The following is a 25481-nucleotide window of genomic DNA, read 5'->3' on the forward strand; positions in this document are numbered from 1 at the left end:
GGGCGGACCCGGTCACGGGCCGCCCCACTCACGTGTATCCGAGAGTTGCGGACGATGGACGATGGACGATGGACGGTTACGGCAGGCAGGCCGGCGCGACGGTCATGGTCGTCGACGACGTCTCGGCCAGCCGCTACGCCATGGGCGCCGTGCTGCGTCGCGCGGGCCACGATGTCGTGCCGGTCGCGAGCGCGGGCGAGGCGCTGAGCGAACTCGACGTGCGGCTGCGCGCGGGCGCCTTGCCCGACGTGGCCCTCGTCGACGTGGGGCTGCCGGACATGAGCGGCTTCGAACTGTGCCGCCGCGTCAAGGCCCGCCCGTCCACGGCCGCGCTGCCCGTCGTCCACTTCTCGGCCACGGCCATGGAGGCGGGGGACCGGTGCCGGGGGCTCGACGTGGGCGCCGACGCCTACCTGACGGTGCCGGCCGAGCCGAGGGAGATCCAGGCCGTCGTCCGGTCCGCGGTGCGCAGGGCGCGCCGGCGCACCGCGGCCGAGGCGCTGGCACACCGGCTGACGCTGCTGTCCGAGGCCATCTTCACCGTGCAGACGGCGCGCTGCCTGGGTGAGCTGGCCGACGCGGCCGCCGCGGGCGCGGCCCGGCTCAGCGGTACGCCCGCCGTCGTCTTCGTCATCGGCCCGGACGGCGAACCCCACTGGGGCTGCTCCCCGAGCTCCCTCCACCTGCCCCGGAGCCACGGCTTCGCCCGCCCGGCGGGAACCCCCACCTCCCTGCCCGCCACCGCCCCGCACGTGGCGGCGGCACGGCTGATCACCCGGATCGCGGAGGGACGCAACGGCCGGACCGGAGTGCACAGCACGGTTGTGCCCGCCTCACTGTGGCCCGCCGGCTTCTTCCGACCCGGCATCCGGGAGGAGGCCCACTTGCTCCTGGCGTCGGGCCAGGAGGGCCGCGCCCACGTGTGCATCGCTACACCGGCGTGCCGGGCTGCGGTGCCTGCAACGCCCTCAAGGGGCGCGGGGCTGTATCGACATGCGGCTCCGCCGCGGGGCGCGACCAGCCACGACGGTCCCGCAGACAACCGACGGCATATCGCGGCACCTCCTGTCGAGGCGGCCCCCGAGGAGCGCCTCGCCCAAGCCACCGCCCTCGCCGCCGAACCGCTGCTGATGTACCAGGCGGAACGGGACATCGCCCTCACCCTGCAGCACAGCTTTCTGCCCCAGCCGTACCGGCTCCCCGCGCTGCCCGGCGTGGACGTCGTCGTCCGGTACGTCCCCGCGTCCCGGCAGGCCGAGATCGGCGGGGACTTCTACGCCGCCCTGCGCACCGAGGGCGGGGTGCTCACCGCCGTCGGTGACGTCGTCGGGCACTCGCTGGACGCGGCCACGGTGATGGTCGAGATCCGGCACGCGCTGCGCGCCTACTGCGTCGAGGAGAGCGACCCCGGCGCGCTCGCGGCCCGGCTGGACCGGATGCTTCAGCACTACCACCCCGACATCACCGCCACGGTCTGCCTGGCCCTGCTCGACCCCGCAACCGGGCGCACCCGGATCGCCAACGCCGGCCACCTTCCGCCGCTGATCGTGCGGGACGCGGGTGACGCCGAGTACGTCCCGGTGGACGGCCCGCTGCTCGGGCTCGCCCTCGACCGGCCCGAGCCCAGCGAGCTGGTCCTGGCCCGGGGGGACCGCCTCCTCATGGTCACCGACGGCCTCATCGAGACCCGCGGCATCGACCTCGCCACGTCCATGGAGCAACTGCGCACGGCCGCCGCCGAGGCACCGGCCGGGCTGGACGCGCTGTGCGACACGCTGCTGGGCTGCTTCGGGCGGGGCCGGGAGGACGACATCGCGATGCTGGCGCTGCGGTTAGGGTGAGCCCAGATGCCGCCGTAGAACAGGAGTGCCCATGCCGCAGATCACCGTCGACTATTCCGGCGTACTGGCCCACGCCTTCGACCGGGAGGGTTTCGCGCGGGCGCTGCACACCGCCACCGTCGAGATCGCGGCGGCGAAGCCGGAGGCGTGCAAGACGCAGTTCCGGCGGAGCGAGTACACGGCGTTCGGCTACGAGGACCCCGAGGAGCAGGGCCACGCGATCGTGCACGTCACGCTCGGACTGCTCGCCGGCCGTACCGAGGAGACGAAGGCGAAGCTGACCGAGGCCGTCCTGGAGCTGCTGCGGCAGCATGTGGAGGAGGACGAGTTCGTCCTGCACGCCTCCGCCGAGGTACGCGACCTCGACCCGTCCTACCGCAAGTTCGAACGCTAGGGCCTGTCCGACAGGGCCTAGGACGCGAGCGAGATCAGCCGGGCGACCAGGTCGCTGAACGGACCGTCGGCCGGCTCCTCCTTCAGCATGCGGCGCAGCAGCGCGCCCATCTCCTCGTCGTAGGCGGCGCTGACCGCGGCCAGCGCGGCGAAGTCGTGCACCAGCTGGGCCTCCAGCTCGGCGCGCGGGATGCGCCGCCCGTCCAGCCAGATCAGCGCCGTCGACTCGGCGAGCGAGATCCAGGTGCGGATGACCAGTTCCAGGCGCGCGGGCGGGTTCTCCACCTTCAGATGCGAAAGGATTTGGACATACGCGGCCTGCCGTACGGAGTCGATGAGCGCGTTCGTCGCCGTCGAGCCGACCGCCGGGCCGCCGCGCATCAGCGCCGCGAAACCGGGGCCGTGCTCCTCGACGAAGTCGAAGTACCGGCGCATCACCCGCAGCAGCCGCGCCCCCAGCGGCCCCTCCTGCGGCTCGACGAAACGGGCCGCCAGTTCCTGTGAGGCACGCTTCAACGCGGCTTCGTACAGGCTGAGTTTGCCGGGGAAGTAGTGGTAGACCAGCGGCCGGGAGATGCCCGCCGCCGACGCTATCTCGTCGATGGAGACATCGTCGGGCGAGCGCTGGCTGAACAGTTCGAGGGCGACGCCGATCAACTGCTGCCGCCGCTCCTCGACTCCCATTCTTCGGCGTACCCCGGTAGTCATACGAACACCTTACCGATCGATTCCGGCCCCGAACGGACCGGATCGACCACCGATGTTCACATATCCAGTACGAGGCGGTCACCCCGCGCCCGCGAGACACAGATCAGCATGGAGTCGGCCCGCTCCGCGTCCGTCAGCAGTTCGTCCCGGTGGTCCACCTCGCCCTCCAGCACCCGCTGTTGGCAGGTCCCGCAGAAGCCCTGCTCGCAGGAGTACGCGGTGTCCGGCAGCTCGGCACGCACGGCGGCGAGGACGGTCGAGTCCTCCGCCACGGTCAACGTCCGCCCGCTGCGCCGGAGTTCGACCTCGAAGGCACCGCCTGCCGAGACGCGGGGCGTGAACCGCTCCAGGCGCACCCGGGGAAACCGTTCCTCCACCGCGGCCATCAGCCCTTCAGGGCCGCAGCAGTAGACGGCCCCGTCCTCGGGCACGTCCGCGAGGAACGCGTCGAGATCCGGCCGCCCCTCCACGACGGCCACCCGGCTCCCGCCCCCCAGCTTCTCGACCTCCTCCAGAAACGGCATCGAGGCCCGCTCGCGCCCGCAGTACAGCAGCCGCCACTCGGCACCGTCGGGCAGTGCCCGCAGCATCGGCAGGACCGGCGTGATCCCGATGCCGCCCACGACGAACACGTACGACGCGGCCTCCACCAACGGGAACCGGTTCCGCGGCCCCCGCACCTGGAGCTCCATCCCCTCCCGCACCTGCTCGTGCACCTCGCGCGAGCCACCCCGCCCGCCCGCGACCAGCCTGGTCGCCACGGTGTAGGACGAGCTGTCCTCCGGGTCGCCGCACAGCGAGTACTGCCGCACCAGCCCCGACGGCAGCACGAGGTCGAGATGCGCGCCGGGCTCCCAGCGCGGCAAGTCGCGCCCCTCCAGCCGCAGTTGTACGACCCCGTCGGCGATCTCCTCGCGCGAGGCCACCAGCAGGCGCAGCGCCCGCGACCGGGGCAGCCCGGAGATCGGCTCCTCCAGGGCGGGCATCGGCCACAGCGGCGAGGCCTGGATGCGGCGCCGCATCGCCCGCCGGGCGAGCAGGGCGGCACCGGCGACCACGGCGACGGTCCGGAACTTCGGCATCAGGCGGCACCCTTCTCGGCGGCCTGGGCGGCCTGGGCGGCCTGGGCGGCAGGGGAGGAGGCGAGATAGGCGACGGCCTGCTCGGTGGAGCCCTCCTGCGAGGGATGGTAGGTACGGCTCAGATACCGCGGGATGGACCTGGCCATGTCACCGGTCGTGGGCAGCAGGCCCCGCCGGCCACGGACGTAGAAGTCCTTGAAGCTCGCCCGGCCGTCGACGAGCGTCGGGTCGTTCTCCATGAAGAACCGCGCCCCGCGCTGCCACAGGAACACCAGCGCGGTGAACGCCGTGGCCCACGTCCGTGCCCGTCGCCGATAGTTCCCGTCGACGTGCATGAACAGCTCGAAGGCGACCGACCGGTGCTCGACCTCCTCGGCACCGTGCCAGCGCAGCAGGTCCAGCATGGTCGGGTCGGCGCCCCGCCGGTCCAACTCGTCGGCGTTCAGCACCCAGTTGCCGAGGAACGCCGTGTAGTGCTCGATGGCCGCGATGAGCGCGACCCGCTCCATCAGCCACCACCGCCGCGCCCGGCCCGGCGGGAGGGTGCGGTCGCCGAGCAGCTTCTCGAAGAACCAGTCGACCTGCGCGGTGTACGGCGTCGGATCGAGCCCCTGCTCCCGTAGGTGCGGCAGCACCTCGTCGTGGGCCTGCGAGTGCATCGCCTCCTGCCCGATGAACCCGATGACGTCCTCGCGGAGCCGCTCGTCCCGTATGTACGGCAGTACCTGCTTGTAGACGTGCACGAACCAGCGCTCACCGGCGGGCAGGAGCAGATGCAGCACATTGATGGTGTGCGTGGTGAACGGATCCCCGGGCACCCAGTGCAACGGGGTGTCGTCCCAGGAGAAGGACACCTTGCGGGCCTTGAGCGGTACCCGGTCCTGCGTGTTGGACATGGCGTCAATGTACTGACGGGTAGGCCGGGGGTGAACCCCCGTGCACGCCCCTATTTACATCCCTGTCAGCAAGGCGCCGGACCGGGCCTCACCGCAGCCCGCTGATCGTGCGCCCGCTCTCCAGCGTCCCCTTCAACTCGGTCTGCGCGCCCTGCTCGGCGCGCGCCGTGAGCAGGCTGCCCTCGGTGCCGGCGCGGACCCCGCCCGTGGCCCGGATCGACTCCGTGTCCCGGGTGCCCGCCGCCAGCAGATACCAGCCGCCCGTGTTCGCCTTCCACAACACCCCGGCCAGCACATGCGGATCCCGCGCTCCGCACGCCGATACGTTCTCGGCCTTCGCGGCCACCGTCGCCTGCGTCGCGCCCGGCGCCCGGAACTGGGCCAGCACCCGCTCGCCGCCGCCCCGCCAGGTCTCGGTGCGCGTGCACACCCAGTCCGCCGAGCCGGTCCCGTCGGGCAGCGCCTGCCGGGCGAACGCCCAGGCGTTGACCGTGCGCACGCCCGCGGAGCGCATCTGGCCCAGCCAGCAGGAGTACGGCGCCCAGGTGCGCAGCGCCGCCGGGCCGGACGCGTCCTTGACCGCCCCGGGGCGGCCGGTGGTGAGGCGGGCCGGGACCAGCTCGGCGAGGTCGGTCAGCAGGCGGGTGCCGGTGCTGTCGGTCAGCTGCAGGACGTTCCACGACGTGCACGTGCCGGCCTGCTGGGCGGCGGGGCTCGCCAGCGGCGAGGTGATGCCGTCGGCCAGGGTGAGGGCCATCGCGCCGGTACGCGGCTTCAGCAGATCCCGCTCGGCCGCCTTCTTCACCCAGGGCGCCACCAGATAGCGGACGTTGCCGTCGGCCCGGCTCAGCACCACCGCGCTCGCCTCCGCCCTGGTCGCCCCGTCGACCCGGGAGAAGTCCAGGGCGGCGCCGGCCGTGCCCTCCTTCGGTTCGGCGTAGCGGACGATGCGCAGGCCGTCGTAGAGGATCACCACGTGCGCGTTGTCGACGGTCCCGGCGTACAGCAGCTGGGGCGCCCCGGGCGGGCCGCCCGCCGGGGTGCCGGGGGTCGCCGAGACCGCGACCGTCTCGCCGGGGCGGGCCCAGACGGCGAGGGCGCGGCGCAGCAGGGCCGAATCGTCGGTGAGGTCGCCGCGCGCGGGCCACACGGAGAAGTCGGTGCGGGCGGAGGACTGCCAGGCCAGGGCGGGGACCTTAGTCAACTGGGCCGGGTCGAGGGCGGCCTCGGCCGCCGGGTTCTGCGCGTATGAGGGGGCGGCGGCACCGCCGGGGCCCCAGCCCTCGCCGGGCAGACCGAGCAGTGCCCCGCACACCAGGAGGGCGGCTCCGGCGGCGAGCGCGGCCTTCGTGTGCTGCCTGCGCCGCATCAGGTCGGTGGGGCGGGCCTGGAGCGAGCAGGGGTCGAACTCGGGGGAGTCGAGCAGCGCGTACCGCGCGGCCACGGTGTCGGCCTCGTCGAGCGCGTCGTCCACGTCCTCGACGCCGGCCGCCGACAGGACGTCGCGTACGGCGCCGTCCTTGAGCTTCTCCAGGCCGCGCAGGACGTAGGCCGCACGCGCCGGGCCGGACAGCGCCGACAACTGCTGGTCCAGGGCGAGTTCGTCGGCGCCGCCCGACCGGGGGAAGAGGCGCAGGCCCCATACCTGGGGCAGCAGGGGCGGCAGCTGGGAGCGCTTGGGCCAGGCCAGGCGCCGCAGCGGCAGCCCCGCCTCCAATGCCGTACGCAGGACCTGGAGGCGGAGGAAGGCGTACCCGGGGTCGCCGTCGCGGCCGGTCGACTGGGCCGGGATCGCGGGCGTCGCCGCCGCCCGGCCCCGGGGCAGCGCGCGCTGGGTGAGGGAGTGCGCGGTCACCACGCGCCGGTTGCGGCCGAGGCTCGGCGGCAGCACCAGGTAGGCGAGCCGGACGAGACGCGGATAGTGCTCGACGAGCGCGGCCTCGGCCCGCTCGACGTCGACGACCGGGTCGGCCGAGGCGGGGGCGGGGCGCGGGGCGACATCCTGTGACTGCACGTTCAGCAGAACGAGCGAATGGTCAGTTGGTCACCGGTACCCGGACCACCCGGGCGCCCTCCCGAGACGGCTCAGCCCTCCGACTCCAGCAGCGCTCGGGCGTAATTCGCCATCGACCGCTGATAACGCGGCAAATGCGGCGCGAGAGCGCCCAGCACCAGGGCCAGCCCCTCGCGGTCACGCCCGAGGCTGGACAGGCACAGCGCCAGCGTCGCCCGTACCGCGTCGTCCAGCTCGTCGGAGGGCGCGTCAAGCTCGGGTGTCAGCAGCTTGACACCCTCCTCGGCCTGCCCGATGTTCCTGAGCGAGCTGGACAGCTGGATCTTGGCCCGCCGCCCCTTGTAGCCGCTCACGTCACTGAGCCCGCGCGCCAGCGCCTCCCGGTACAGCGGCACCGCCCGGTCCGAGTGGCCGGTCGAGTCCCAGGCACACGCCTGCTCGAAGGGGCCCAGCGGGCTGTCGTCCGGCAACTCGGCGACGAGGGCGTCGATGACGGCGCGGAAGTCGGCCGCCTCGGCTTCCGCGTAGGCGTCGAAGGCCGCCCATGCGGCGGTCACGCGATCTTCCCAGTCCTGGTTCACCGGCCCACACTCGCACACCCGTGCCCGTGAGAGCCTCGGATTTGAGCGCATCGCATGCCACAGCCGTATGGGAGACGAGGGCCCCGCCGGGGCTCTGTGCGGCATGGACCGGAGGAACACATGAGGTTGACCCGACCCGGGCTCGCGCTGGCCGGCGCGGCGACGGTACTGGCACTGGCGGGCTGTGGATCCGGCGGGGACAGCGAGGCGGCCGTTCCGCGGACGGCGACCGGAAGCCTGGAGAAGCTGGCCGCCGAGGTGAAGTGCAAGCCCAACATGCAGACGGACGCCGACGAGATCCGGCAGGCCATCTGCAAGACCGGCAAGGACAAGTACATCCTCGCCACCTTCGCCACCGACCGCGGCCAGGCCGAGTGGCTGAGCGGTGCGAAGGACTACGGCGGCTATTACCTCGTCGGTCGCAAATGGGTCGCCGTCGGCCAGGAGAAGACGGTCACCACGCTGCAGAGCAAGCTGGGCGGAACCATGGAGGAAGGCTCCGAGCACATGAATCCCGGAGGCAGTCACAACAGCGGCAGCCACCACGGCTGACCGCCGAGATCCGGGACAGACGAAAGCCGGCGGTGGAGGAGATCCCACCGCCGGCTTTCGCTACCGGTTCAGGACTGCTACTGGCAGTCCTGGCCGCTGTTGATGCAGTTGACCATCTCGTTCATCGTGTTCTCGTCGAAGAAGTTGATGAAGTCGTTGTGGTCGGTGATCGCCTTGTGCAACTGGTCCGGGAAGGAGTCCACCGCGAAGGCGTTCTGGACCTGTCCGTTCTGGATCTGCGGGGCCTGAACGTCGTAGACCAGGCGGACCTGGAGCTGGGGGATCGCCTGGAAGCCGTTGGCGCAGGTGCCGTCGCCCTGGACGAACGCCACGTGCGTGCGGTGGTTGGCGCTGTCGATGTTCTGGCCGTCCCAGCAGCTCTGGAAGTTGGACGTCCGCACCACGGAGCTGCCCTCGGGGCAGATCGGGAGCTTGTCGTGCAGCTGGACCTTGTCCTCGAAGCCCGTGCAGCTCCAGTTGGCGTTGGCGTTGGCGTTGCCGTTGACGAAGGACTTGGCGTCACCGGTGATGATGCGCAGGGCCTGCGGCATCGCGACGACATCGCTCGTCTTGTTGCCGACGAACTTCAGCTGTGCCTCGCTGGGCTGGACGATCGTGCCGACGTTGCCGTCCTGACCGCCACCGGGGGCGTTCGCGTCGATGTCGTTCTGACCGTCCTGCACCCGCAGCACCGGCCAGAAGTACGACGACCTGTCACCCTGGTTCTGGCACGTGGTGTCGCCGTTCGCCAGGTCCTGGTCGCTCGCGAAAGCGTTGTTGGCCTGGTTGCCGACGTAGTCGTGCTGGTGCTGCGCACCGTTGCTGACACCGGGAGCGACGATCACGTTGTCCGAGTTGCGGTTCTCGTTCTCGTTGGTGCCGCAGTTCGTGGTGAAGCTGCCGGTCGAACCGCTGTCCCCGTTCGCGGGGAGGCCGTTCGCGCCGACGCCCAGCTGTGCGTTGCCCTGGACCTGCGTGATGTCCACGAAGTCGTCCGCCGACGGTCCGTTGCCGGCCTGACCGCCGTTGCCGCCCTGGTCCTGTCCGCCGCCGTCCTGGCCACCCTGGTCCTGACCGTCGTTGTTCTGGCCGTCGTTGTTCTGGTCCTGACCGTCCTGGTTCTGGTCCCCGCCCTGCTGGCCGTCGTTGGTCTCCGGCTGCTCGGCCGGGACGCCCTGGCACTGGGCGAGCTGGTCGAGGCCCTGCGGTCGCTGGCCGCCGGCCCGGTTGATGTTGATGCCGATCCGGTCGAGCGTGGCCACGCGCTTGGACTTCAGCGGGCCGAGGATGGCGTTGTTGACGTAGTTGGCGTCCCCGGCCTGGGCCTGCCGCGTCTCAGCGAGACGCTTGTAGGCGTCCGTGACCTGCCTGTCCAGCAGCGCCAGCTCCTTGGCGACGCCCCTGCGCGCGCTCTTCGGCACCTTCGTCAGCTTCTGGCCGACATCAGGGCAGTTGATCGTCGCGACCTGGGCGTTCGTGGACTTCGTCTGGGTCCACCCAGAGTTGTCCTCGTGTGCCGAAGCATAGAAGTTGGCCCATACAAGCCCGCCCCCACCGAGCGCTAGGGCCGCCGATGCGGCTATGGCCTTGGTGGCCAGCGGCGTACGGCGTTTTCTCGTGTTGCGTCCCATGGAACTCCTCTGACTTCCTTTTTCGGGGCATCGAGGCGCCCGACAGGAGTGAAGCGGCTCCCCTTCATACGGAGGGCGTCCCATGGGTGTTCAGTCGCCTCGGAAATCGTTGAGAGATTCGTGAGAACGCTGTGTGCTCAACAGCCCTGTAAACACCGCGAGTTGTTGATCCCTGACGGCGGGTGCACGCCGGGTCCGTTTTCACCGGCCGTGGTCGAGATACGCGAGAACCGCCAGCACGCGACGGTTGTCGTCGTCCGACACTTCCAGGCCCAGTTTCGCGAAGATATTGGCGGTGTGCTTGGCGATCGCCCGTTCCGTGACGACGAGCCGCTCGGCTATCGCCCCGTTCGACCGCCCCTGCGCCATCAGCTCCAGCACCTCCGTCTCGCGGGGCGTGAGCCGCGCCAGCGGCTGGTCGTCGGCCGCGCGCCGGGACAGCAGCTGCTGGATCACCTGCGGGTCCATCGCGGTGCCGCCCGCCGCGACCCGCCGTACGGCGTCCACGAACTGCTCCGCGTCGAACACCCGGTCCTTCAAGAGATACCCCACCCCGCCACTGCCGTCGGCGAGCAACTCCCGCGCGTACAACTGCTCCACGTGCTGGGACAGCACCAGCACCGGCAGCCCGGGCTTCTTCCGCCGGGCCTCCAGCGCGCACTGCCCCTTGTCGGCGTGGGTGGGCGGCAGCCGGACGTCGACCACGGCGACGTCCGGCTCCGGTTCGCTGAGCGCCTGCTCCGGCTCGGGGCCGGACCCGGCGGCGGCGATCTCGAAGTCGTAGGCTTCGAGTAGCGGACCAGTTCCTCGTGCAGTAGGAACAGGTCTTCGGCGAAGACTTGGCCCATATGTCACCCACATGGGTTGCAGCTGGGGCGTGACCTGGGCTTTCCGGCGTGGCCGTCTCCAAGGAGGCGTCTCATCCGGGGTCGCCCAGGGCGCTGTCCGGCGTTTGGGGAGCAGTGGTCTCACGGCCTTGCCGTGGGACTGCCGCGATGCCAGCACCGCGAACGGTGGTCTGACGCAGAGCGGTTGACTCCCGCAGGGCCTCTTCTGGCCCCATGTCCGCAAGGGACTTAAGTACGCTACCACCCGACGCCCACGCTCACCTCCCTTACGGTCGGCAGCCGCAGCGCCAACGCCCTTACGGCGTCGCCCAGTCCGCGCTCGGCGAGCACGGGTGGGCCCCCGGGAGGGGTGGGGGGTGGGTCGACGGCTTAATTGAAATCGGCCCGGCTGGACTGGATGCCGCGCACGAGGTCGCGCAGCTCGGCGAGCGCGTCGGCGGAGGACCGGCGGGCCTGCGCGAGCAGCTGCTTGGCCTGCTCGGGGTCCTTGTCGAGCAGCATCTCGACGGTGCCGAGGTCCATGCCCATCGCGACCAGGCGAGCCTGGGCGCCGTCGTGCAGGTCGCGTTCGATACGGCGGAGTTCGGCGGCGGAGGTGTCGACGGCGTCGCGCCGGGTCTCCGTCAACACCCGTACGCGCTCGGCCAGTTCGCCCTGATTGGAGCCGAGGACGGCGCGGGTGAGCCGGAAGTGCGTCTGGAGCAGGCGTGCGGTGAGGAAATGGGCGGCGAAGAGGAGGACGAGGCCCAGGGCCCCGGCGCCGAGCGCGGACGCCTGCCCGGTGACCGGCACGAAGCCGTACCAGTACGTGCCGCCTCTGGTGTCCGTGAAGACCCGCCACAGCCCGGCCGCTATCGCGAACCCCTCCAGCGGATAGAAGAGCAGCACGGCCGGCAGCAGCGCGGTGAGGAACCCGGCCGTCATGTCGACCGGCAGCCACCGCAGGTCCCGCCAGGTCGCCGGGTCGCGCAGCATCCCGAAGGTGCGCGTCCACGGATTGGCGTTCGTCGGCAACGGCCGGTACGCCGACGGTATCCGCACCCCGCCCCACTCGGCGGCGAGGACCCGCCGCCAGTCGGCGAACGCCCGGACCCCCGTCAGCACCCAGGGAGTCGTGACGATGCCCACGCCGATCGGGATGAGCGCGAGGGACACGAGGGAGAGGACGAAGCAGAGGACGGCTCCCGGCAGGGAAACCAGGGCCAGCGCCAACCCCCTCAGCGCTGCGACCCCCATGCCCCGTGCCCTCGAACCGCGGCCGTTTTTCGTGTCGTTGGTCATGCCGTCAGTCTCGCGGAGGCCGCAGCGCCGGTCACGGGGCCGGGGCCCCGGATCAGGGGGTGGTGCCAGGTACACCCCCGAGGGCGGCCAGGACCTTGGCCTCCACTTCCGGGTCGAGCCCCTTCGATGTCCGGTCCGGCCGCATGGGCGCCGTACCGCCGATGTCCTGGAGCCAGCGCCAGGTGTCGGCGACGGTCTCCTCGACAGGCCGGCAGCGCAGCCCGGTCGCGACGGCCCTGGACACGTCCGCGCCGTGCAGGGCGTCGTGCATGTCGCTGCCCGGCGGCACCCACACCGGCAGCTGGGTCCACGGCTCGATGCCCGCGTCCAGGATCACCTTCGGTTCGGTCCAGCGCGGTTCGGCGTCCCCGCCGACGGTGGCCACACAGGCGTCGAGCAACTCGCCCATGGTGGTGTGCCCTTGAGGGCTCATCAGGTTGTACGGCCCGCTCAGCTCCTGCTCCACCGCCCCCAGGATCCACTCCGCGAGGTCGCGGACGTCGACGTACTGGAGGGGAAGGTCCCGCGGGCCCGGGGCCAGCACCGGACCGCCGCGCGCGATCCGACCGAGCCACCACGGCAGCCGGCCGACGTTCTCGTACGGCCCGAGGAGCAGCCCGGCGCGCACGAGCAGCGAGCGGTCCGCCCCGTACTCCTCGGCCGCGGCCAGCTCGCCGCCCCGCTTGTCCCGCGGGTAGTCGGTCTGCTCCGCCCCGGCCTCGGCGTCCTCGACCAGCGGCGCGTCCTCGCCGTATCCGGCGGGCGGGGCCCAGGCGTACACCGAGCAGCTCGACACGTACACATACCGCCCGGCGCGGCCCCGCAGCAGCCGCGCCGCGTCCCGCACCGCGCGGGGCGCCGCCGACCAGGTGTCGACGACGGCGTCCCACTCGCCGGTGTGCTCGGCGAGGACGGCGAGCCCGTCGGACGCGGTGCGGTCACCTCGCAGCAACCGCACCCCGGCCGGCGGCTCGTGCCGGCCCCGGTTGAAGACGGTCACGTCCCAGCCGCGCCCGAGGGCCGCCTCCACGACGGCCCGCCCGGCGAACTCCGTACCACCCAGCACCAGAAGTCTCATACCGCCGACTCTGCCCGGCACGGGCGCGGGACGGAACAGGACTCTGCCATCAGCAGAAGGGTTTCGACCAAGTGGCCGGGCAGGTCAACGCCCGATCGGCGGGGCGTACTTGTACCCGACCCGCCGCACCGTCCGGATGGTGTCCCGGTGCTCGGCGCCCAGCTTGCGGCGCAGCCGGGCGATGTGGACGTCGACGGTACGGCCGTCGCCCACATGCCCGTACCCCCACACCGTGGTGACCAGCTGGTCGCGGGTGTGCACGCGATGCGGGTTGGCCACCAGGTGGGCGAGCAGTTCGAACTCCAGGTAGGTGAGGTCGAGTTCACGCCCGTCGACGGCGGCGGTGCGCCGCACGGTGTCGACGGTGACGAGCGGGTCGCCGTCGGCGCTCCGGGCCGGACCCGGAGCCGGCGGCTGCTGGTCGGCCGGCACGAGCACCAGGTAGCCGATCATCGGCGGCTGCCCCGGGAGCGTGGGCAGGGAGTGCTGGGGGGCGGGCAGCCAGGTGGCGCCCGGCGGCAGCAGGTCCGCGACGTCGATCACCTCGTCCCGGTCCACGGCACGCAGATGATGCCGTGAACCGTGCGGGGCAGGGGAGTTGAGCGTGGCGGCGGAGGACAGAGAACGAGTGGTCGCCATGAGAGGTCAGCTCTTTTCGCGCGAGGAGTCCGTTGAGGAGACGTACGTCGTTTCGCGCTGGCCGAAGGCCGGGGAAGTTACGGCTTTACAGGGCCCGCGCGTTCACCGCGCGGCAACACACCCGGTCGAAGTCGTCGTGCTGACGGGAAGGCCAGAAGGGCTCGAGGTCATGGCGACCTGTCGAGGAGTACTTCGGGAAGCTGGCCATGCCCCCATTGAAGCAGACACCGCCCACGGAAAGGACCCTCCTCTCACTGCTTGGACGATTCCTTGACGCCCCAGTGACAAGGCGAGGGGGGCGCCCACCGTCCTGGTGGGCGCCCCCCTCGGGAGCTACTGGGCTCTCGGAGCCACTGGGTGGATCAGACCTGGCCGGCCTTCTCCAGCGCGGTGCAGCAGGTGTCGACGATCAGTCGGGTCACCAGGTACGGGTCGACGTTGGCGTTCGGACGGCGGTCCTCGATGTAACCCTTGCCGTCCTTCTCGACCTGCCACGGGATACGCACCGACGCACCACGGTTGGACACGCCGTAGGAGTACTCGTTCCACGGGGCGGTCTCGTGCAGACCGGTCAGACGGTCGTCGATGCCGGCGCCGTAGTTCTTGACGTGGTCGAGCGGCTTGGAGCCCTCACCGAGCGACTCGCACGCGGTGATGATCGCGTCGTAGCCCTCGCGCATCGCCTTCGTGGAGAAGTTCGTGTGCGCACCGGCGCCGTTCCAGTCGCCCTTCACCGGCTTCGGGTCCAGCGTCGCGGAGATGCCGAAGTCCTCGGCGGTGCGGTAGAGCAGCCAGCGGGCGACCCACAGGTGGTCGGAGACCTCCAGCGGGGAGACCGGGCCGACCTGGAACTCCCACTGGCCGGGCATGACCTCGGCGTTGATGCCGGAGATCGCGAGGCCGGCGGCCAGGCAGTTGTCCAGGTGGGCCTCGACGACCTCACGGCCGAAGATCTCGTCGGCGCCGACGCCGCAGTAGTAGCCGCCCTGCGGGGCCGGGAAGCCGCCCTTGGGGAAGCCGAGCGGGTAGCCGTCCTGGAAGAAGGTGTACTCCTGCTCGATGCCGAAGATCGGCTCCTGAGCGGCGAACTTCTCGGCGACCTCGGTGAGCGCGGCACGGGTGTTGGACTCGTGCGGCGTCATGTCGATGTTGAGGACCTCGCACAGGACGAGGATGTCGTCGCCGCCGCGGATCGGGTCGGGGCAGGTGAAGACCGGCTTGAGGACACGGTCCGAGGAGTGGCCCTCGGCCTGGTTCGTGGAGGACCCGTCGAAGCCCCAGATCGGCAGCGCGTCCAGACCGACGGGCTCACCCGACATGATCTTCGTCTTGGAACGGAGCTTGGCCGTCGGCTCGGTGCCGTCGATCCAGATGTACTCAGCCTTGAAGGTCACGGGCCACATCCTTCGGGGGTGGGTCTAGGCGCACTTGCGGGTGCTGCGGCGCTGCGGCACTGAGGCGCCGCTCTTGATGCCCGCGAGCCTGTCAACAGGCGATTTCCCGCCCGTTGCTCGAATGTGAACCCCGTGTTACCTGGTGGTGGTGTGGCGCGTTTCACGCTGTGAGCGACCCCGCGAAGGCGATACGGCGACGTCCGGCCCCCTGGCCAGAAACGGTCCGACGCCTCGTATGCGAAGGGAGTGAGACACGCACCCGCACCCGCGTACGGCGGCAAGGGGACGTGCCTGGGGGTGTCCGCCCGCAGAGTCGGGCGTCAAGAAACGGCACCTCTAGCCCAACGCCCACCGCCCGACCGAGGACGGACACCCCCCGGCACGGCCCCGACCCACAACCCACCCGCAGGCGCTACCCGCACCCCCACTCACCCGCGCAGGCTGCCGCAGGCACCCCCGGCCCCACCGCCGGAGGCACCACGCGGGCCCTGCCACCCACACCCGCGAGCGGCAGGACCCATGACACGTACGGCGTGGTTACCCGAGCCTCACCCCACCTTCTCGATCACTGCCCGACGGATCAGGAACTTGCCGGGCTCACGAACCTGCTCGAAGGCGGCGTTGTTGAGCAGCACACAGCTGCCGGACACCGAAGTGACCTCAACGGTCGTGGACTTGTTGTTGTCCAGGTTGGTGACCTTCAGCTTCGTGCCCGCCGGGAACTGGTTGCTGGACGCGGCAGGAGCCCCGCCCTCGCCGGAGAGCGTGACGGTCGAGCCGTTGCAGACCTGCTGCCCCGACGCCCCGGCACCACCACCGACGTCCCCCGCGTTCCCCGCGTCCCCCGAGTCGCCGACGCCCCCCGTGTCGCCGGCCTCCTCAGCGGGAGCGGTCTGCGCCGGCTGCGAGGCCTGGGAGTCCTGAGCCGACTCCCCAACCGCACACCCGGACGCTTCCTGCTGGACCTTGATCTGCGCGATGACGGCCTCGCGGTTGGCGATCCGCGCCTCGGACTGCGCGTCGGGATCGGCCCGTTGACCGTCGATGAACTTCTGGTTGTTGCCGAGAGCGGTGGCAAGGCCTTGGCAGACGTTGGAGTCCGCGGTCGACAGGGTCCTGGGACTCTGCGAGGCGTTCGAGGTCCCGGCCACGACGAAGGCACCACCTCCGGCCACCGCCACCGCACTCACCGACAGCGCGAGCTTTTTCTTCGTGCCGAGAGTTCTCCTGCGCGACATGCGCGCCTCCTGAGAGGTAGGGGAGCGTACGCCGCTATGTACGAGATACCGAACGAGGTTACTCAGCGGTTTACAGGAGTCACTGAAGTAACCTGCGTCACACGAGGGTGGGGATGGTTCAGCTCTTGCGGGACAGGGCGTCCCGGACGGCCTCGTCGGTGCGCCCGACTACGGCGGTGCCGTCCTCCGCGGTGATGATGGGCCGCTGGATCAGCTTCGGGTGCTCGGCGAGCGCCTTGATCCACCGGTCGTGTTCCGCGGCGTCCCGGGCCCACTCCTTGACCCCGAGCTCCTTGGCGACGGCCTCCTGGGTCCGGGTGATGTCCCAGGGCTCGAGCCCGAGCCGTTCGAGGACCTCCCGGATCTCGTCCTCGGTCGGCACATCCTCCAGATAGCGGCGGACGGTGTAGTCGGCGCCTTCGGCGTCGAGGAGCGTGAGCGCGCTGCGGCACTTGGAGCAGGCCGGATTGATCCAGATTTCCATGCTGCACACGTTAACCCGTGGAGGGCCTGTTCGATTTTGACGCCGCCTCACACGCACCTCGCGGAGCTGGTGTGACAGGACGCCAAATCCCTTGCTCACCTGGACATTTGCCAGGCTTCGCGGACTCCCTGATTGTCAGTGGGGGCCGGTAGACTAGGAGCAGTGTTCGAGGGAATCGCCGAAGACGCCGAAGTCTTTCGGTGAGGGCCCTGACCGCGACAGGAGGATGCCTGTGCCCGCTGCCGCACTGAAGCCGAAGCCGACCCGCAAGCCGCTGCCCACCCAGTCCACCGCGCAGCACCCGGTGCTGCTCGACCTGCCGTACGCGCCCATGGAGAAGCGGCCGCTGCCGCCGGGCCGTCCGCGCGAGTGGTACATCACCCACAACCGCCGCCTCAAGGCCATGCGCCTCGCGATCGCCCTGCTCGACTCGGGCGTCCTCATGCCCAACCAGGCCCACAACGACACGATCCGAAGCACCGCGCAGACGATCGGCGTCCATTCGCCGTCGGACACGACGTGCCACATGGTGCGGGCGTTCATGAGGTATTCGAGGTAGGCCACGACGCCGGGTGCCCAAACGATCAACGGCACCCGGCACCGCCTTACCCCCTGCGTGCCCCCGCCCTCACCCCCCTACGCCGACAACTCCCGCTCCAACGGCGTCCGAAACCGAGGCGTCACCCGAGCCGCCCCCACCCACCCCCGCAACCGCTCCGCCTCCACGGCGACCGCGGCCTGAACCGCCCGCCGCTCCACGGCCCCCAGATCCTCCAGCAACCGCCAGACGATCTCCCCGTCCCCGCGCTGGGCCCAACCGCCCACCACCCGCCCGTCCCACCACACCGTCGGCCCCACATTGCCGCTCCGGTCGAACAGCGACGGCCACAGCTCCGGCGCCAGATACCACTCCCGCCGTTGCCACCCCATCGCCGTCGGGTCGAGGGCGGGCAGCAGCGCCGCCCACGGCTCGGTGGGCCCGGCCACCGGACCGACGTCGCCGTCGAGGACGAACCCCGTCCCCTCGTCGAGGGACACGGCCTGCGCCCCGATCGCGGCCAGCGCCCGGCGCACCTCCGTCACGCGCCACCCCGTCCACCACTTGAGGTCGGCCTCCGTCGCCGGCCCGCACACCGCGAGCCAGCGCCGCAGCAACTCCGCCTGCGCCCCGGAAACGTCCAGCCCGGGATGGGCGGGCGCCACCGCCCACCGGAACTGCGAGGACGTCCAGGAGCCCAGCGGCCGCCCCCGCACCACCTTTCCCTCGACGCCCAGCACCCGCAGCAGCCGTGTCGAGACGGTGTGCACCCCCTCGTAGCTCTTGCCGGCCCCGTACACGAACCGCTCACGCAACCGCGGCTCGTCCTCTGCGAGTTCGGCAGCCGTCGCCGGCCCGCGCCGCGCCAGCGCGGCCAGCGTCGACTCCTCGACCTCCGCCAGCCAGGCCGCATCCGGCGCCCCCGCCGCCGCCATGTGCTTGACCAGCGTGGCCCGCTCCCGGGCGGCGACCGCGAGGCCGGTCGAGGCGTGCACGACGGCCGTCAGCTCCGTAGGGAACACGAACACGGTGTGCCGCATGCCGTGCATCCGGACCAGCGCCCGGTCCTCGTACAGCGCCCGCTCGGTCCGCGCGACGGTGCTCGCGGGCTCCGCCAGCCGCGCGCCCACGGCCAGATACACGGTCGCCGGATCGGTGCCGTGCAGCGCGACCAGGGACTCGGCGACCTCGACCGGCCCCGCCGCCCGAGCGGCCCCGGCCAGCCGATGTCGCAGCCCCAGCCGGGCCCGGCGCTCCGCCACCCCGATGTACCGCAACCCGCCACCCATCCCGACCTCCACCCGTCACGCCGTCACACCGCCAGTGACCGCATCTCCCGGACCCCACTGACAACGGCGGGTCGGAGCGGCCGGCCCCGAGCCATAGCTGATGCCGTCAGCCGTACCACGAACGTACGCAGCGCGAGCTCCGCGCCCTCGCCCAAGGTGAGCCGCCGCAATCCGCGAGCTTCAGCCGCGCTTCGTGAAGGCGGTGCCGGTGACGGTCCGTCCCTGTGGCAGCTGCTTGGCCGGCCACGACCGGGTGGCCGTCCAGGCCCGGTCGCCCAGACCGGTCAGTACGGCCGTCACGAACTGCCGCCGGTCCTCCACGTGCTCCTGGAACCACAGCCCCAGCATGTGCTCCGCGTCCGGCACCTCGAACCGGGTGGCCTGCGCGCGAGCGGCCAGCGCGTCCTGCACCGCCTCCGTCACGGCCGGCGGGATGACCGCGTCCGTCCCCGGCACCGCGAGCACCGCCCGCCCCTCGTACGCCCGCAGCACGTCGAGCGCGGGAGCCGCACGCCAGCCGTCCGGCCTGCGGATGATCTCGCTGAACCGCCCGTTCCCCTCGCCGAACGGCACGTCCCACGCCTCCCGCGCGTACACAGCGGGCGCGCACAGCCCCACCGCCGCCACGCGCTCGCCGTAGTGACCGACGAGGTCCGCCACCGTCTGCCCGCTCATGCTGAAGCCGACCACGATCAGCGCACCGCCCGCCGGCACGCGCGCGTCGATGACGGCGACCGCCTGCTCGAAGCGGCGCCGCAGACTCAACTCCCGTAGCTCACCGGTGCTTTCGCCGTGCCCCGAGAAGTCGAAGGCAAGCCCGTGGCAGCCGCGGGACACGAACTCGGCGAGCAGCGGGAGCAGCCGCTCCTTGCTGCCGTTGCCCGCACCGTGCAGCAGCACGACGGTGGCCGCCCCCGGGGTGTCGGTGTCACCGCCGTACACACCGCTGAGCAGTTCACCGTCGTGGGCGTATGTGAAAGGGGAGAGCTCGGTCATGTGCCCCATTTTTTCACGGCACTTGGGTCCCGGGAAAAGGAGGTGCACGCCCGGTGACCGGATCCCTACGCTGGACACGCGTAACGGAGCGGCTCACGCCGCTTCCCGCAGGGCAGGCGCCGCCCTGCGCGCTCGGGGCTGCTCTCTACGCACCGACGGACGGTCGCCCTTCCCCCAGCGCCCCGCCGGAACATCGGTCACCGCTCAAGATCCAGAATCGAACCACGCTCACGGAGGCCCGTGATGGGCACCATCGTCATGTCCGGGACCGTCGTCCTGGTGATCTTAGGATTCGACAACCACCTCTACTGGCTGGCCGCCGTCGCGGTGCTCTTCCTCTACCTGCGGTACGGCCGGAGCTCCTCCGTGCCGAGCGGCGGGGCCGGGGGAGGGGCCTCGTCGGGCGGTTCCGTGCCCGCGGACTACCACTCCTACCGCGACCGCCGCGACATGCAGGCCAAGTGGGAGCGCCGCTACCGGCGCGAGCGTCCCTTCGAGGCCCGTCGCCAGGAGCGCGACAAGAGCAAGTGAGACCAGCTCGGCTGGTAGCCCGAGGCGCCCCCGGTCACAGGCCGGGGGCACCCCAGACCGGGAACCAGCGGGTCAGGTCCTGCTCGATCCGCAGGTCGTTCGCGAGGGCGGCTTTCACCCGCAGTTCCAGCGGGTTGTCACGCCGTTCCGCCCGGCCGGGCAGGGGGGCGAAGGGATAGAAGGTGCCCCGCTTGTAGAGGTAGACGAGGGCGAGCCGCCTCCCCTCGTCGTCCTCGAACCCGGCCAGCGAGCACAGCAGCTGCGGACCGAAGCCGTTGACCTCCATCGCGCTGTTCACCGCGTGCAGGTCGTTGACCAGCTCCGGCAGCTGCTCGGGCTTGCGCCGGGAGACCAGCCACGAGTAGCCGTAGCCGTCCCGGGCCAGCTCCACCGGCCGGCCCTCGCGCTCGGCGTCCGCGTCGAGCAGCGCCTGGACCTCGCGGTGTATCTGCCCGAAGATCGCCCCCTCGACCGGGGCGAAGCACACCGCTCCACTCCCGGTCGGCCGGAACCCGGCCGCCGCCTCCAGCGTCACCGCCGCCGACGGCAGCCCGAAGAGCTGGTCGAGATCGGGCGCGACCGGCTTCGTACGGCCGAGCAGGATGTCCAGCAGCCCCATCTCACGCCCCTCCGGGAGCCGTCGCCTCACCCAGCTCGGCGGAGATCCGCCCCAGCTGGTCGAGCCGCTGCTCCAGACTCGGGTGGGTGGAGAAGAGCCGCGCGACGCTGGGCTCGCGGCCCAGGGCCGGGGTGAAGTAGAAGGCGTTGAAGGCCTGGGCCGTGCGCAGGTCCTTGGAGGGAATCCGGGCGATGTCTCCTGTCACCTTGGTCAGCGCGGAGGCCAGCACCGAGGGACGCCCGGTGAGCAGCGCCGCGGCCCGGTCGGCGGCCAGCTCCCGGTACCGGGACAGGGCCCGGATCAACAGGAAGCTGATCGCGTACACGGCCGCCGACACACCCAGTACGGCGGCGAAGACGACGGCGGTGTTCTGATCCCGGCGCCCGCCGCCGAACAGCTGCGAGTAGAAGGCGAACCGCACGATCAGCCCCGCGATCACGCCGAGGAACGAGGCCACCGTGATCACGGCGACGTCCTTGTGCGCCACATGCGACAACTCGTGCGCGAGCACACCCTCCAGCTCGTCCGGCTCCAGCCGGCGCAGCAGCCCCGTGGTCACACAGACCACGGCATGATCGGGGTTGCGCCCGGTCGCGAACGCGTTCGGCATGTCCATCTCCGACACGGCGACCACGGGCTTCGGCATGTCGGCGAGGGCACACAGCCGGTCGACGACCCCGTGCAGCTCGGGATACTCCTCCCGCTCCACGACCCGCCCGCGCATCGCGAACAGCGCGACCCGGTCGGAGAACCAGTACTGAGCCCCCAGCAGCGCCGCCGCCACGACCACGACCAGCACCCAGGACTTCAGCAGCACGATCAACGCGGCGACGAACCCCACGTACAACAGCCCGAGCAGAAACAGCGTGACCCCCATACGGGCGGTCAACCGCCGATCACTCCGGAACCGGCTCTGCATCTCGCATCACCCCGCGCACTCAGGCACTCGTCCCACTGCCCAGTGTGCACCCGGCGACGCCCATGAACGGGTCGTGATCGGCCCTAGGACCAGCAAAGACCCCGGCCCCAGTACGTGGTCTCCGTACGTGGTCTCAGTACGTACGGAAGTTGATGTAGCCCAGCAGGACGATCACCCCGGCGACGCAGCCCAGGACGATCGCCGTGGACACCCAGCCCGAGCGGCGGCTCCGTCGTGCCACATGCTCGGGGTCGGCCCGGAACGGCACCGGACCGGGCGGGTTCTCCTTCCACCGCGCGGCGAGCATCCGGGCCCGGGCCGAGGGCTCCTTGTGCTCGGCCCGGTCCGCCCACCTGAGGTCGAACTCGCGCTCGTGGTCGTCCTGTTCGTGCTCGGGCATCCGATCCACCCCCGTGTCGTCTCAGCGGCAGAAGAATAGAACATACGCCCGCGCCCCCGCTGTCGGCACGACAGCGGGGGCGCGGGCGCTGTGCCTCGGTTCGAGACCGATCAGGCGTCGATCACACGTCGAAGTACAGCTCGAACTCGTGCGGGTGCGGACGCAGCTGCAGCGGGGCGATCTCGTTCGCGCGCTTGTAGTCGATCCACGTCTCGATCAGGTCCGGCGTGAAGACGTCGCCCTGGAGGAGGAACTCGTGGTCGGCCTCGAGGGAGTCGAGGACGGCCGGGAGCGAGGTCGGGACCTGCGCGACGCCCGCGTGCTCCTCGGGAGCCAGCTCGTAGAGGTCCTTGTCGATCGGCTCGGCCGGCTCGATCTTGTTCTTGATGCCGTCCAGGCCCGCGAGCAGCAGGGCCGAGAAGGCCAGGTACGGGTTGCCGGAGGAGTCGGGCGCGCGGAACTCGACGCGCTTGGCCTTCGGGTTGGAGCCCGTGATCGGGATACGCATGGCCGCGGAGCGGTTGCGCTGCGAGTACACCAGGTTGATCGGGGCCTCGAAGCCCGGGACCAGGCGGTGGTACGAGTTCACCGTCGGGTTGGTGAAGGCCAGCAGCGACGGGGCGTGCTTGAGGATGCCGCCGATGTAGTAGCGGGCGGTGTCCGACAGGCCCGCGTAGCCGGCCTCGTCGTAGAAGAGCGGCTGGCCGCCGGTCCACAGGGACTGGTGGACGTGCATGCCCGAGCCGTTGTCACCGAAGATCGGCTTGGGCATGAAGGTCGCGGTCTTGCCGTTGCGCCAGGCCACGTTCTTCACGATGTACTTGAAGAGCTGAAGGTCGTCGGCGGCGGCGAGCAGCGTGTTGAACTTGTAGTTGATCTCGGCCTGGCCGGCGGTGCCCACCTCGTGGTGCTGGCGCTCGACCTTCAGGCCGGCCCGGTCCAGCTCCAGGGAGATCTCGGCGCGCAGGTCGGCGAAGTGGTCGACCGGCGGGACCGGGAAGTAGCCGCCCTTGTAGCGGACCTTGTAACCACGGTTGTCCTCGAGGGCACCGGTGTTCCAGGCACCCGCCTCGGAGTCGATGTGGTAGAAGGACTCGTTCGACGTGGTGGCGAAACGCACGCTGTCGAAGACGTAGAACTCGGCCTCGGGACCGAAGTACGCCGTGTCGGCGATCCCGGTGGAGGCGAGGTAGGCCTCGGCCTTCTTCGCCACGTTCCGCGGGTCACGGCTGTACTGCTCGCCGGTGATCGGGTCGTGGATGAAGAAGTTGATGTTGAGGGTCTTGTCCCGGCGGAACGGGTCGACCCGGGCGGTCGACAGGTCCGCGCGCAGCGCCATGTCGGACTCGTGGATGGCCTGGAAACCACGGATCGACGATCCGTCGAAGGCGAGCTCCTCGTCCGGGTCGAACGCCTCGACGGGCACCGTGAAGTGCTGCATGACGCCCGGCAGGTCGCAGAATCGGACGTCGACGAACTTGACGTCCTCGTCCGCGATGAACTTCTTGGCCTCGTCGGCGTTCTGGAACATCCAGCTCCTCCTACTCCCGACCGCCCTCGCGCCGGGGTGGTAGTTCGTTCGTGCGGCCAGTGCGGTGGCACACGCTGTCTTCGACCCTAGGGACGGGTGATTTCTCGGGCGTGACCCATTTGTTTCGCCCACGTTAACCGGACATCCCGTACCGCACCCCACCTGTCCGTATCGCAAAACGCGCCCAGTACCGTGGATGCGTGGACAAGAGGCAAGCAATCGGATCCTGGCTCTCGGGCCCCCGCGCGGCGGCCGAGGACGCAGGTGTCGACTTCGGATACCGGGGCCGGCAGCTCGGTCTGCCGGAGGAGGGGCCGGGCTCCATCGCCCGCCCCGGACGGCGGCTCGGAGCGCTCGCGGTCGACTGGGGTCTGTGCGTCTTGATCGCATACGGTCTCATCACCGACGGCTACGGCCAGGCCACCAGCAACTGGGCCCTGCTGCTCTTCTTCCTGATGAGCGTCCTGACCGTCGGCACCGTCGGCTTCACTCCGGGTAAGCGCCTCTTCGGCCTCCGCGTGGTCACCCTGGAGACCGGCACGGTCAACCCGCTGCGCGCCCTGCTGCGCTCCGCCCTGCTGTGCGTCGCGATCCCGGCCCTGATCTGGGACCGCGACGGCCGCGGCCTGCACGACCGGCTGGCCCGCACGGTCGAGGTCCGGATCTGACGCCGACTCTTCGCGTACGACGACCGACTCTTCGCGTACGACGAAGGGGGCGCCCGGCAGGAACCGGGCGCCCCCTTTCTCGTACGAGGGAGATCAGCGAGCCTTCGGCCCGCCCTTCGGCAGCTTCATGCCCTTGGGCATCGGGCCCTTCGGCAACGGCATGTTGCTCATCAGGTCGCCCATGGCCTTCAGCCGGTCGTTGGTGGCGGTCACCTGGGGACCGGTCAGCACACGGGGCAGCTTCAGCATGGTGGTCCGCAGCTTCTTCAGCCCGACCTGGCCCTCACCGGCGCCGACGATCAGATCGTGCACCGGCACGTCCGCGACGATGCGGTTCATCTTCTTCTTCTCCGCGGCCAGCAGGCTCTTCACCCGGTTCGGGTTGCCCTCGGCGACCAGCACGATGCCGGCCTTCCCGACGGCCCGGTGCACCACGTCCTGGCTGCGGTTCATCGCCACCGCGGGTGTCGTCGTCCAGCCCCGGCCGATGTTGTCCAGCACGGCCGCGGCGGCGCCCGGCTGGCCCTCCATCTGCCCGAAGGCCGCCCGCTCGGCCCGGCGCCCGAACACGATCGCCGTCGCGAGGAAGGCGAGCAGCAGGCCCAGGATGCCGAGATAGATGGGGTGACCGATCAAGAAACCGATCGCGAGGAAGACACCGAAGGTGACGATTCCGACAGCCGCGAGTACAAGACCGATCTTCTTGTCGGCCCTGCGGGTCATCTTGTAGGTCAGAGCGATCTGCTTGAGTCGCCCGGGGTTCGCAGCGTCCGCTGCCGTGTCCTTCCTCGCCATGCCACGAAGTCTACGTGGCCCGGGAAGCGCCGACGACGGCAGTGTGCGCCGTGGGCTGTTTCGTCATGCCGCTCCGCCGCGTGGGCGACGGGTCAGGGGCGGACGATGGTGACCTGGTCCAGGACGCGCTGCGCCTCGACCCGGTCCTTGGCGCGACGGCGGTCCTCCAGCACGGACGTCCAGGCGTTGCGGCGGGCGGTGCGCTGACCGCTGCTCATGAGCAGCGACTCGACGGCACGCAGTGCAGTGGTGAACGACGGGATGGCGGTGGCGCGAACGGGCGCGGCCTGCATGGTGGAGGTCCCCCCTCGGGAATGGCGGCTTTGGTGAGTGGTGCACGGGGTGTACAACCAGCGTCACTGATTGGTGTTACCAGGGCGTGACCGACCGGTCAAACACCAATGAAGCCTTAATACGTAGCCCGAAACACTTGACGCGGCCCTGATGGGCCCCCTATCTGCGGGGACGCCCAGGACCGCGTCAATCGGCGGCTACCGAGGGGTAGTTGCTTGTGCCCAGATTCACACGAGCCGAG

At 70.8% G+C, this 25481-nt stretch carries 24 protein-coding genes and 3 pseudogenes; 6 read left to right on the forward strand and 21 right to left on the reverse strand.

Going from position 1 to position 25481, the window contains the following annotated elements; all coding sequences use genetic code 11:
• Positions 1-68 precede the first annotated feature (68 nt).
• Positions 69-1841 carry a fused response regulator/phosphatase gene (locus QQM39_RS33185; RefSeq protein ID WP_302001243.1) on the forward strand — a complete coding sequence of 591 codons (1773 nt, stop codon included), beginning with the start codon at positions 69-71 and terminating at the stop codon, positions 1839-1841.
• 31 nt (positions 1842-1872) lie between these two features.
• Positions 1873-2235 carry a 5-carboxymethyl-2-hydroxymuconate Delta-isomerase gene (locus QQM39_RS33190; protein WP_302001244.1) on the forward strand — a complete coding sequence of 121 codons (363 nt, stop codon included), beginning with the start codon at positions 1873-1875 and terminating at the stop codon, positions 2233-2235.
• 17 nt (positions 2236-2252) lie between these two features.
• Here QQM39_RS33190 and QQM39_RS33195 read toward each other — a convergent pair whose 3' ends face one another.
• The 5 genes from QQM39_RS33195 to QQM39_RS33215 form a co-directional block, all read right to left on the reverse strand.
• Positions 2253-2942: a TetR/AcrR family transcriptional regulator gene (locus QQM39_RS33195; RefSeq protein ID WP_302001245.1), complete on the reverse strand. Its 690-nt coding sequence runs from the start codon at positions 2940-2942 to the stop codon at positions 2253-2255.
• Between the two features lie 56 nt (positions 2943-2998).
• Positions 2999-4024 (reverse strand): PDR/VanB family oxidoreductase, encoded by a 1026-nt coding sequence (locus QQM39_RS33200; protein WP_302001246.1) that lies wholly within the window; start codon positions 4022-4024, stop codon positions 2999-3001.
• Positions 4024-4920, reverse strand: a complete 897-nt coding sequence (locus QQM39_RS33205; protein ID WP_302001247.1) for a metal-dependent hydrolase — start codon at positions 4918-4920, stop codon at positions 4024-4026. Before QQM39_RS33205 ends, QQM39_RS33200 begins: the two co-directional genes overlap by 1 nt.
• An 88-nt stretch (positions 4921-5008) precedes the next feature.
• A complete protein-coding gene (locus QQM39_RS33210) occupies positions 5009-6934 on the reverse strand; it encodes a hypothetical protein (protein WP_302001248.1) in 1926 nt (641 codons plus the stop codon).
• A gap of 71 nt (positions 6935-7005) precedes the next feature.
• A complete protein-coding gene (locus tag QQM39_RS33215) occupies positions 7006-7566 on the reverse strand; it encodes a tetratricopeptide repeat protein (protein WP_302001249.1) in 561 nt (186 codons plus the stop codon).
• Between the two features lie 69 nt (positions 7567-7635).
• Here QQM39_RS33215 and QQM39_RS33220 point away from each other — a divergent pair, with 69 nt between their 5' ends.
• Positions 7636-8067 (forward strand): hypothetical protein, encoded by a 432-nt coding sequence (locus tag QQM39_RS33220; protein WP_302001250.1) that lies wholly within the window; start codon positions 7636-7638, stop codon positions 8065-8067.
• A gap of 77 nt (positions 8068-8144) precedes the next feature.
• On the opposite strand, the gene QQM39_RS33225 is transcribed toward QQM39_RS33220, so the two are convergent.
• The 8 genes and pseudogenes from QQM39_RS33225 to QQM39_RS33260 form a co-directional block, all read right to left on the reverse strand.
• The gene (locus QQM39_RS33225) at positions 8145-9698 is read right to left on the reverse strand and encodes a DUF1996 domain-containing protein (protein WP_302001251.1); all 1554 of its coding nucleotides are present in this window, start codon (positions 9696-9698) and stop codon (positions 8145-8147) included.
• A gap of 201 nt (positions 9699-9899) precedes the next feature.
• Positions 9900-10546: pseudogene (locus QQM39_RS33230) on the reverse strand (LuxR C-terminal-related transcriptional regulator).
• 252 nt (positions 10547-10798) lie between these two features.
• Positions 10799-11827: pseudogene (locus QQM39_RS33235) on the reverse strand (sensor histidine kinase); the annotation flags it as partial.
• 52 nt (positions 11828-11879) lie between these two features.
• Complete coding sequence (locus QQM39_RS33240; protein WP_302001252.1) at positions 11880-12905, reverse strand: SDR family oxidoreductase; 1026 nt, start codon at positions 12903-12905, stop codon at positions 11880-11882.
• 84 nt (positions 12906-12989) lie between these two features.
• A complete protein-coding gene (locus QQM39_RS33245) occupies positions 12990-13544 on the reverse strand; it encodes a winged helix-turn-helix domain-containing protein (protein ID WP_302001253.1) in 555 nt (184 codons plus the stop codon).
• A gap of 362 nt (positions 13545-13906) precedes the next feature.
• The gene (gene glnII / locus QQM39_RS33250; RefSeq protein ID WP_302001254.1) at positions 13907-14938 is read right to left on the reverse strand and encodes a glutamine synthetase; all 1032 of its coding nucleotides are present in this window, start codon (positions 14936-14938) and stop codon (positions 13907-13909) included.
• Positions 14939-15486: 548 nt separating this feature from the next.
• A complete protein-coding gene (locus QQM39_RS33255) occupies positions 15487-16176 on the reverse strand; it encodes a hypothetical protein (protein WP_302001255.1) in 690 nt (229 codons plus the stop codon).
• A gap of 118 nt (positions 16177-16294) precedes the next feature.
• On the reverse strand, positions 16295-16660 hold the full coding sequence (locus QQM39_RS33260) for an arsenate reductase family protein (RefSeq protein WP_302001256.1): 366 nt from the start codon (positions 16658-16660) through the stop codon (positions 16295-16297).
• Between the two features lie 232 nt (positions 16661-16892).
• On the opposite strand from QQM39_RS33260, the gene QQM39_RS33265 reads away from it, so the two are divergent.
• Positions 16893-17219, forward strand: a complete 327-nt coding sequence (locus QQM39_RS33265) for a hypothetical protein (RefSeq protein ID WP_302001257.1) — start codon at positions 16893-16895, stop codon at positions 17217-17219.
• Between the two features lie 77 nt (positions 17220-17296).
• Here QQM39_RS33265 and QQM39_RS33270 read toward each other — a convergent pair whose 3' ends face one another.
• Together QQM39_RS33270 and QQM39_RS33275 are read right to left on the reverse strand one after the other, a co-directional pair.
• Complete coding sequence (locus tag QQM39_RS33270) at positions 17297-18487, reverse strand: winged helix DNA-binding domain-containing protein (RefSeq protein WP_302001259.1); 1191 nt, start codon at positions 18485-18487, stop codon at positions 17297-17299.
• Positions 18488-18603: 116 nt separating this feature from the next.
• Positions 18604-19492, reverse strand: a pseudogene (locus tag QQM39_RS33275) (alpha/beta hydrolase); the annotation flags it as partial.
• 234 nt (positions 19493-19726) lie between these two features.
• On the opposite strand from QQM39_RS33275, the gene QQM39_RS33280 reads away from it, so the two are divergent.
• Positions 19727-20014, forward strand: coding sequence for a hypothetical protein (locus QQM39_RS33280; RefSeq protein WP_302001260.1), 288 nt, complete (start codon positions 19727-19729; stop codon positions 20012-20014).
• A gap of 34 nt (positions 20015-20048) precedes the next feature.
• Here the strand turns inward: QQM39_RS33280 and QQM39_RS33285 are convergent, their stop codons facing one another.
• The 4 genes from QQM39_RS33285 to glnA form a co-directional block, all read right to left on the reverse strand.
• Entirely contained in the window at positions 20049-20633 is a 585-nt protein-coding gene (locus tag QQM39_RS33285) for a hypothetical protein (protein WP_302001261.1), read from the reverse strand.
• 1 nt (position 20634) lies between these two features.
• A complete protein-coding gene (htpX, locus tag QQM39_RS33290; protein WP_302001262.1) occupies positions 20635-21552 on the reverse strand; it encodes a zinc metalloprotease HtpX in 918 nt (305 codons plus the stop codon).
• 133 nt (positions 21553-21685) lie between these two features.
• Positions 21686-21952 carry a hypothetical protein gene (locus tag QQM39_RS33295; RefSeq protein ID WP_302001263.1) on the reverse strand — a complete coding sequence of 89 codons (267 nt, stop codon included), beginning with the start codon at positions 21950-21952 and terminating at the stop codon, positions 21686-21688.
• 121 nt (positions 21953-22073) lie between these two features.
• Positions 22074-23483 carry a type I glutamate--ammonia ligase gene (gene glnA / locus QQM39_RS33300; RefSeq protein ID WP_128437170.1) on the reverse strand — a complete coding sequence of 470 codons (1410 nt, stop codon included), beginning with the start codon at positions 23481-23483 and terminating at the stop codon, positions 22074-22076.
• 200 nt (positions 23484-23683) lie between these two features.
• On the opposite strand from glnA, the gene QQM39_RS33305 reads away from it, so the two are divergent.
• Positions 23684-24151, forward strand: coding sequence for an RDD family protein (locus tag QQM39_RS33305; protein WP_302001264.1), 468 nt, complete (start codon positions 23684-23686; stop codon positions 24149-24151).
• A gap of 93 nt (positions 24152-24244) precedes the next feature.
• Here QQM39_RS33305 and QQM39_RS33310 read toward each other — a convergent pair whose 3' ends face one another.
• Together QQM39_RS33310 and QQM39_RS33315 are read right to left on the reverse strand one after the other, a co-directional pair.
• Positions 24245-24946: a DUF4191 domain-containing protein gene (locus QQM39_RS33310; RefSeq protein WP_302001265.1), complete on the reverse strand. Its 702-nt coding sequence runs from the start codon at positions 24944-24946 to the stop codon at positions 24245-24247.
• 92 nt (positions 24947-25038) lie between these two features.
• Positions 25039-25239 carry a hypothetical protein gene (locus QQM39_RS33315; protein ID WP_302001266.1) on the reverse strand — a complete coding sequence of 67 codons (201 nt, stop codon included), beginning with the start codon at positions 25237-25239 and terminating at the stop codon, positions 25039-25041.
• Positions 25240-25481: the final 242 nt, after the last annotated feature.

Origin of the sequence: Streptomyces sp. DT2A-34 (assembly GCF_030499515.1) — a bacterium.
In the GTDB taxonomy this organism is placed as follows: domain Bacteria; phylum Actinomycetota; class Actinomycetes; order Streptomycetales; family Streptomycetaceae; genus Streptomyces.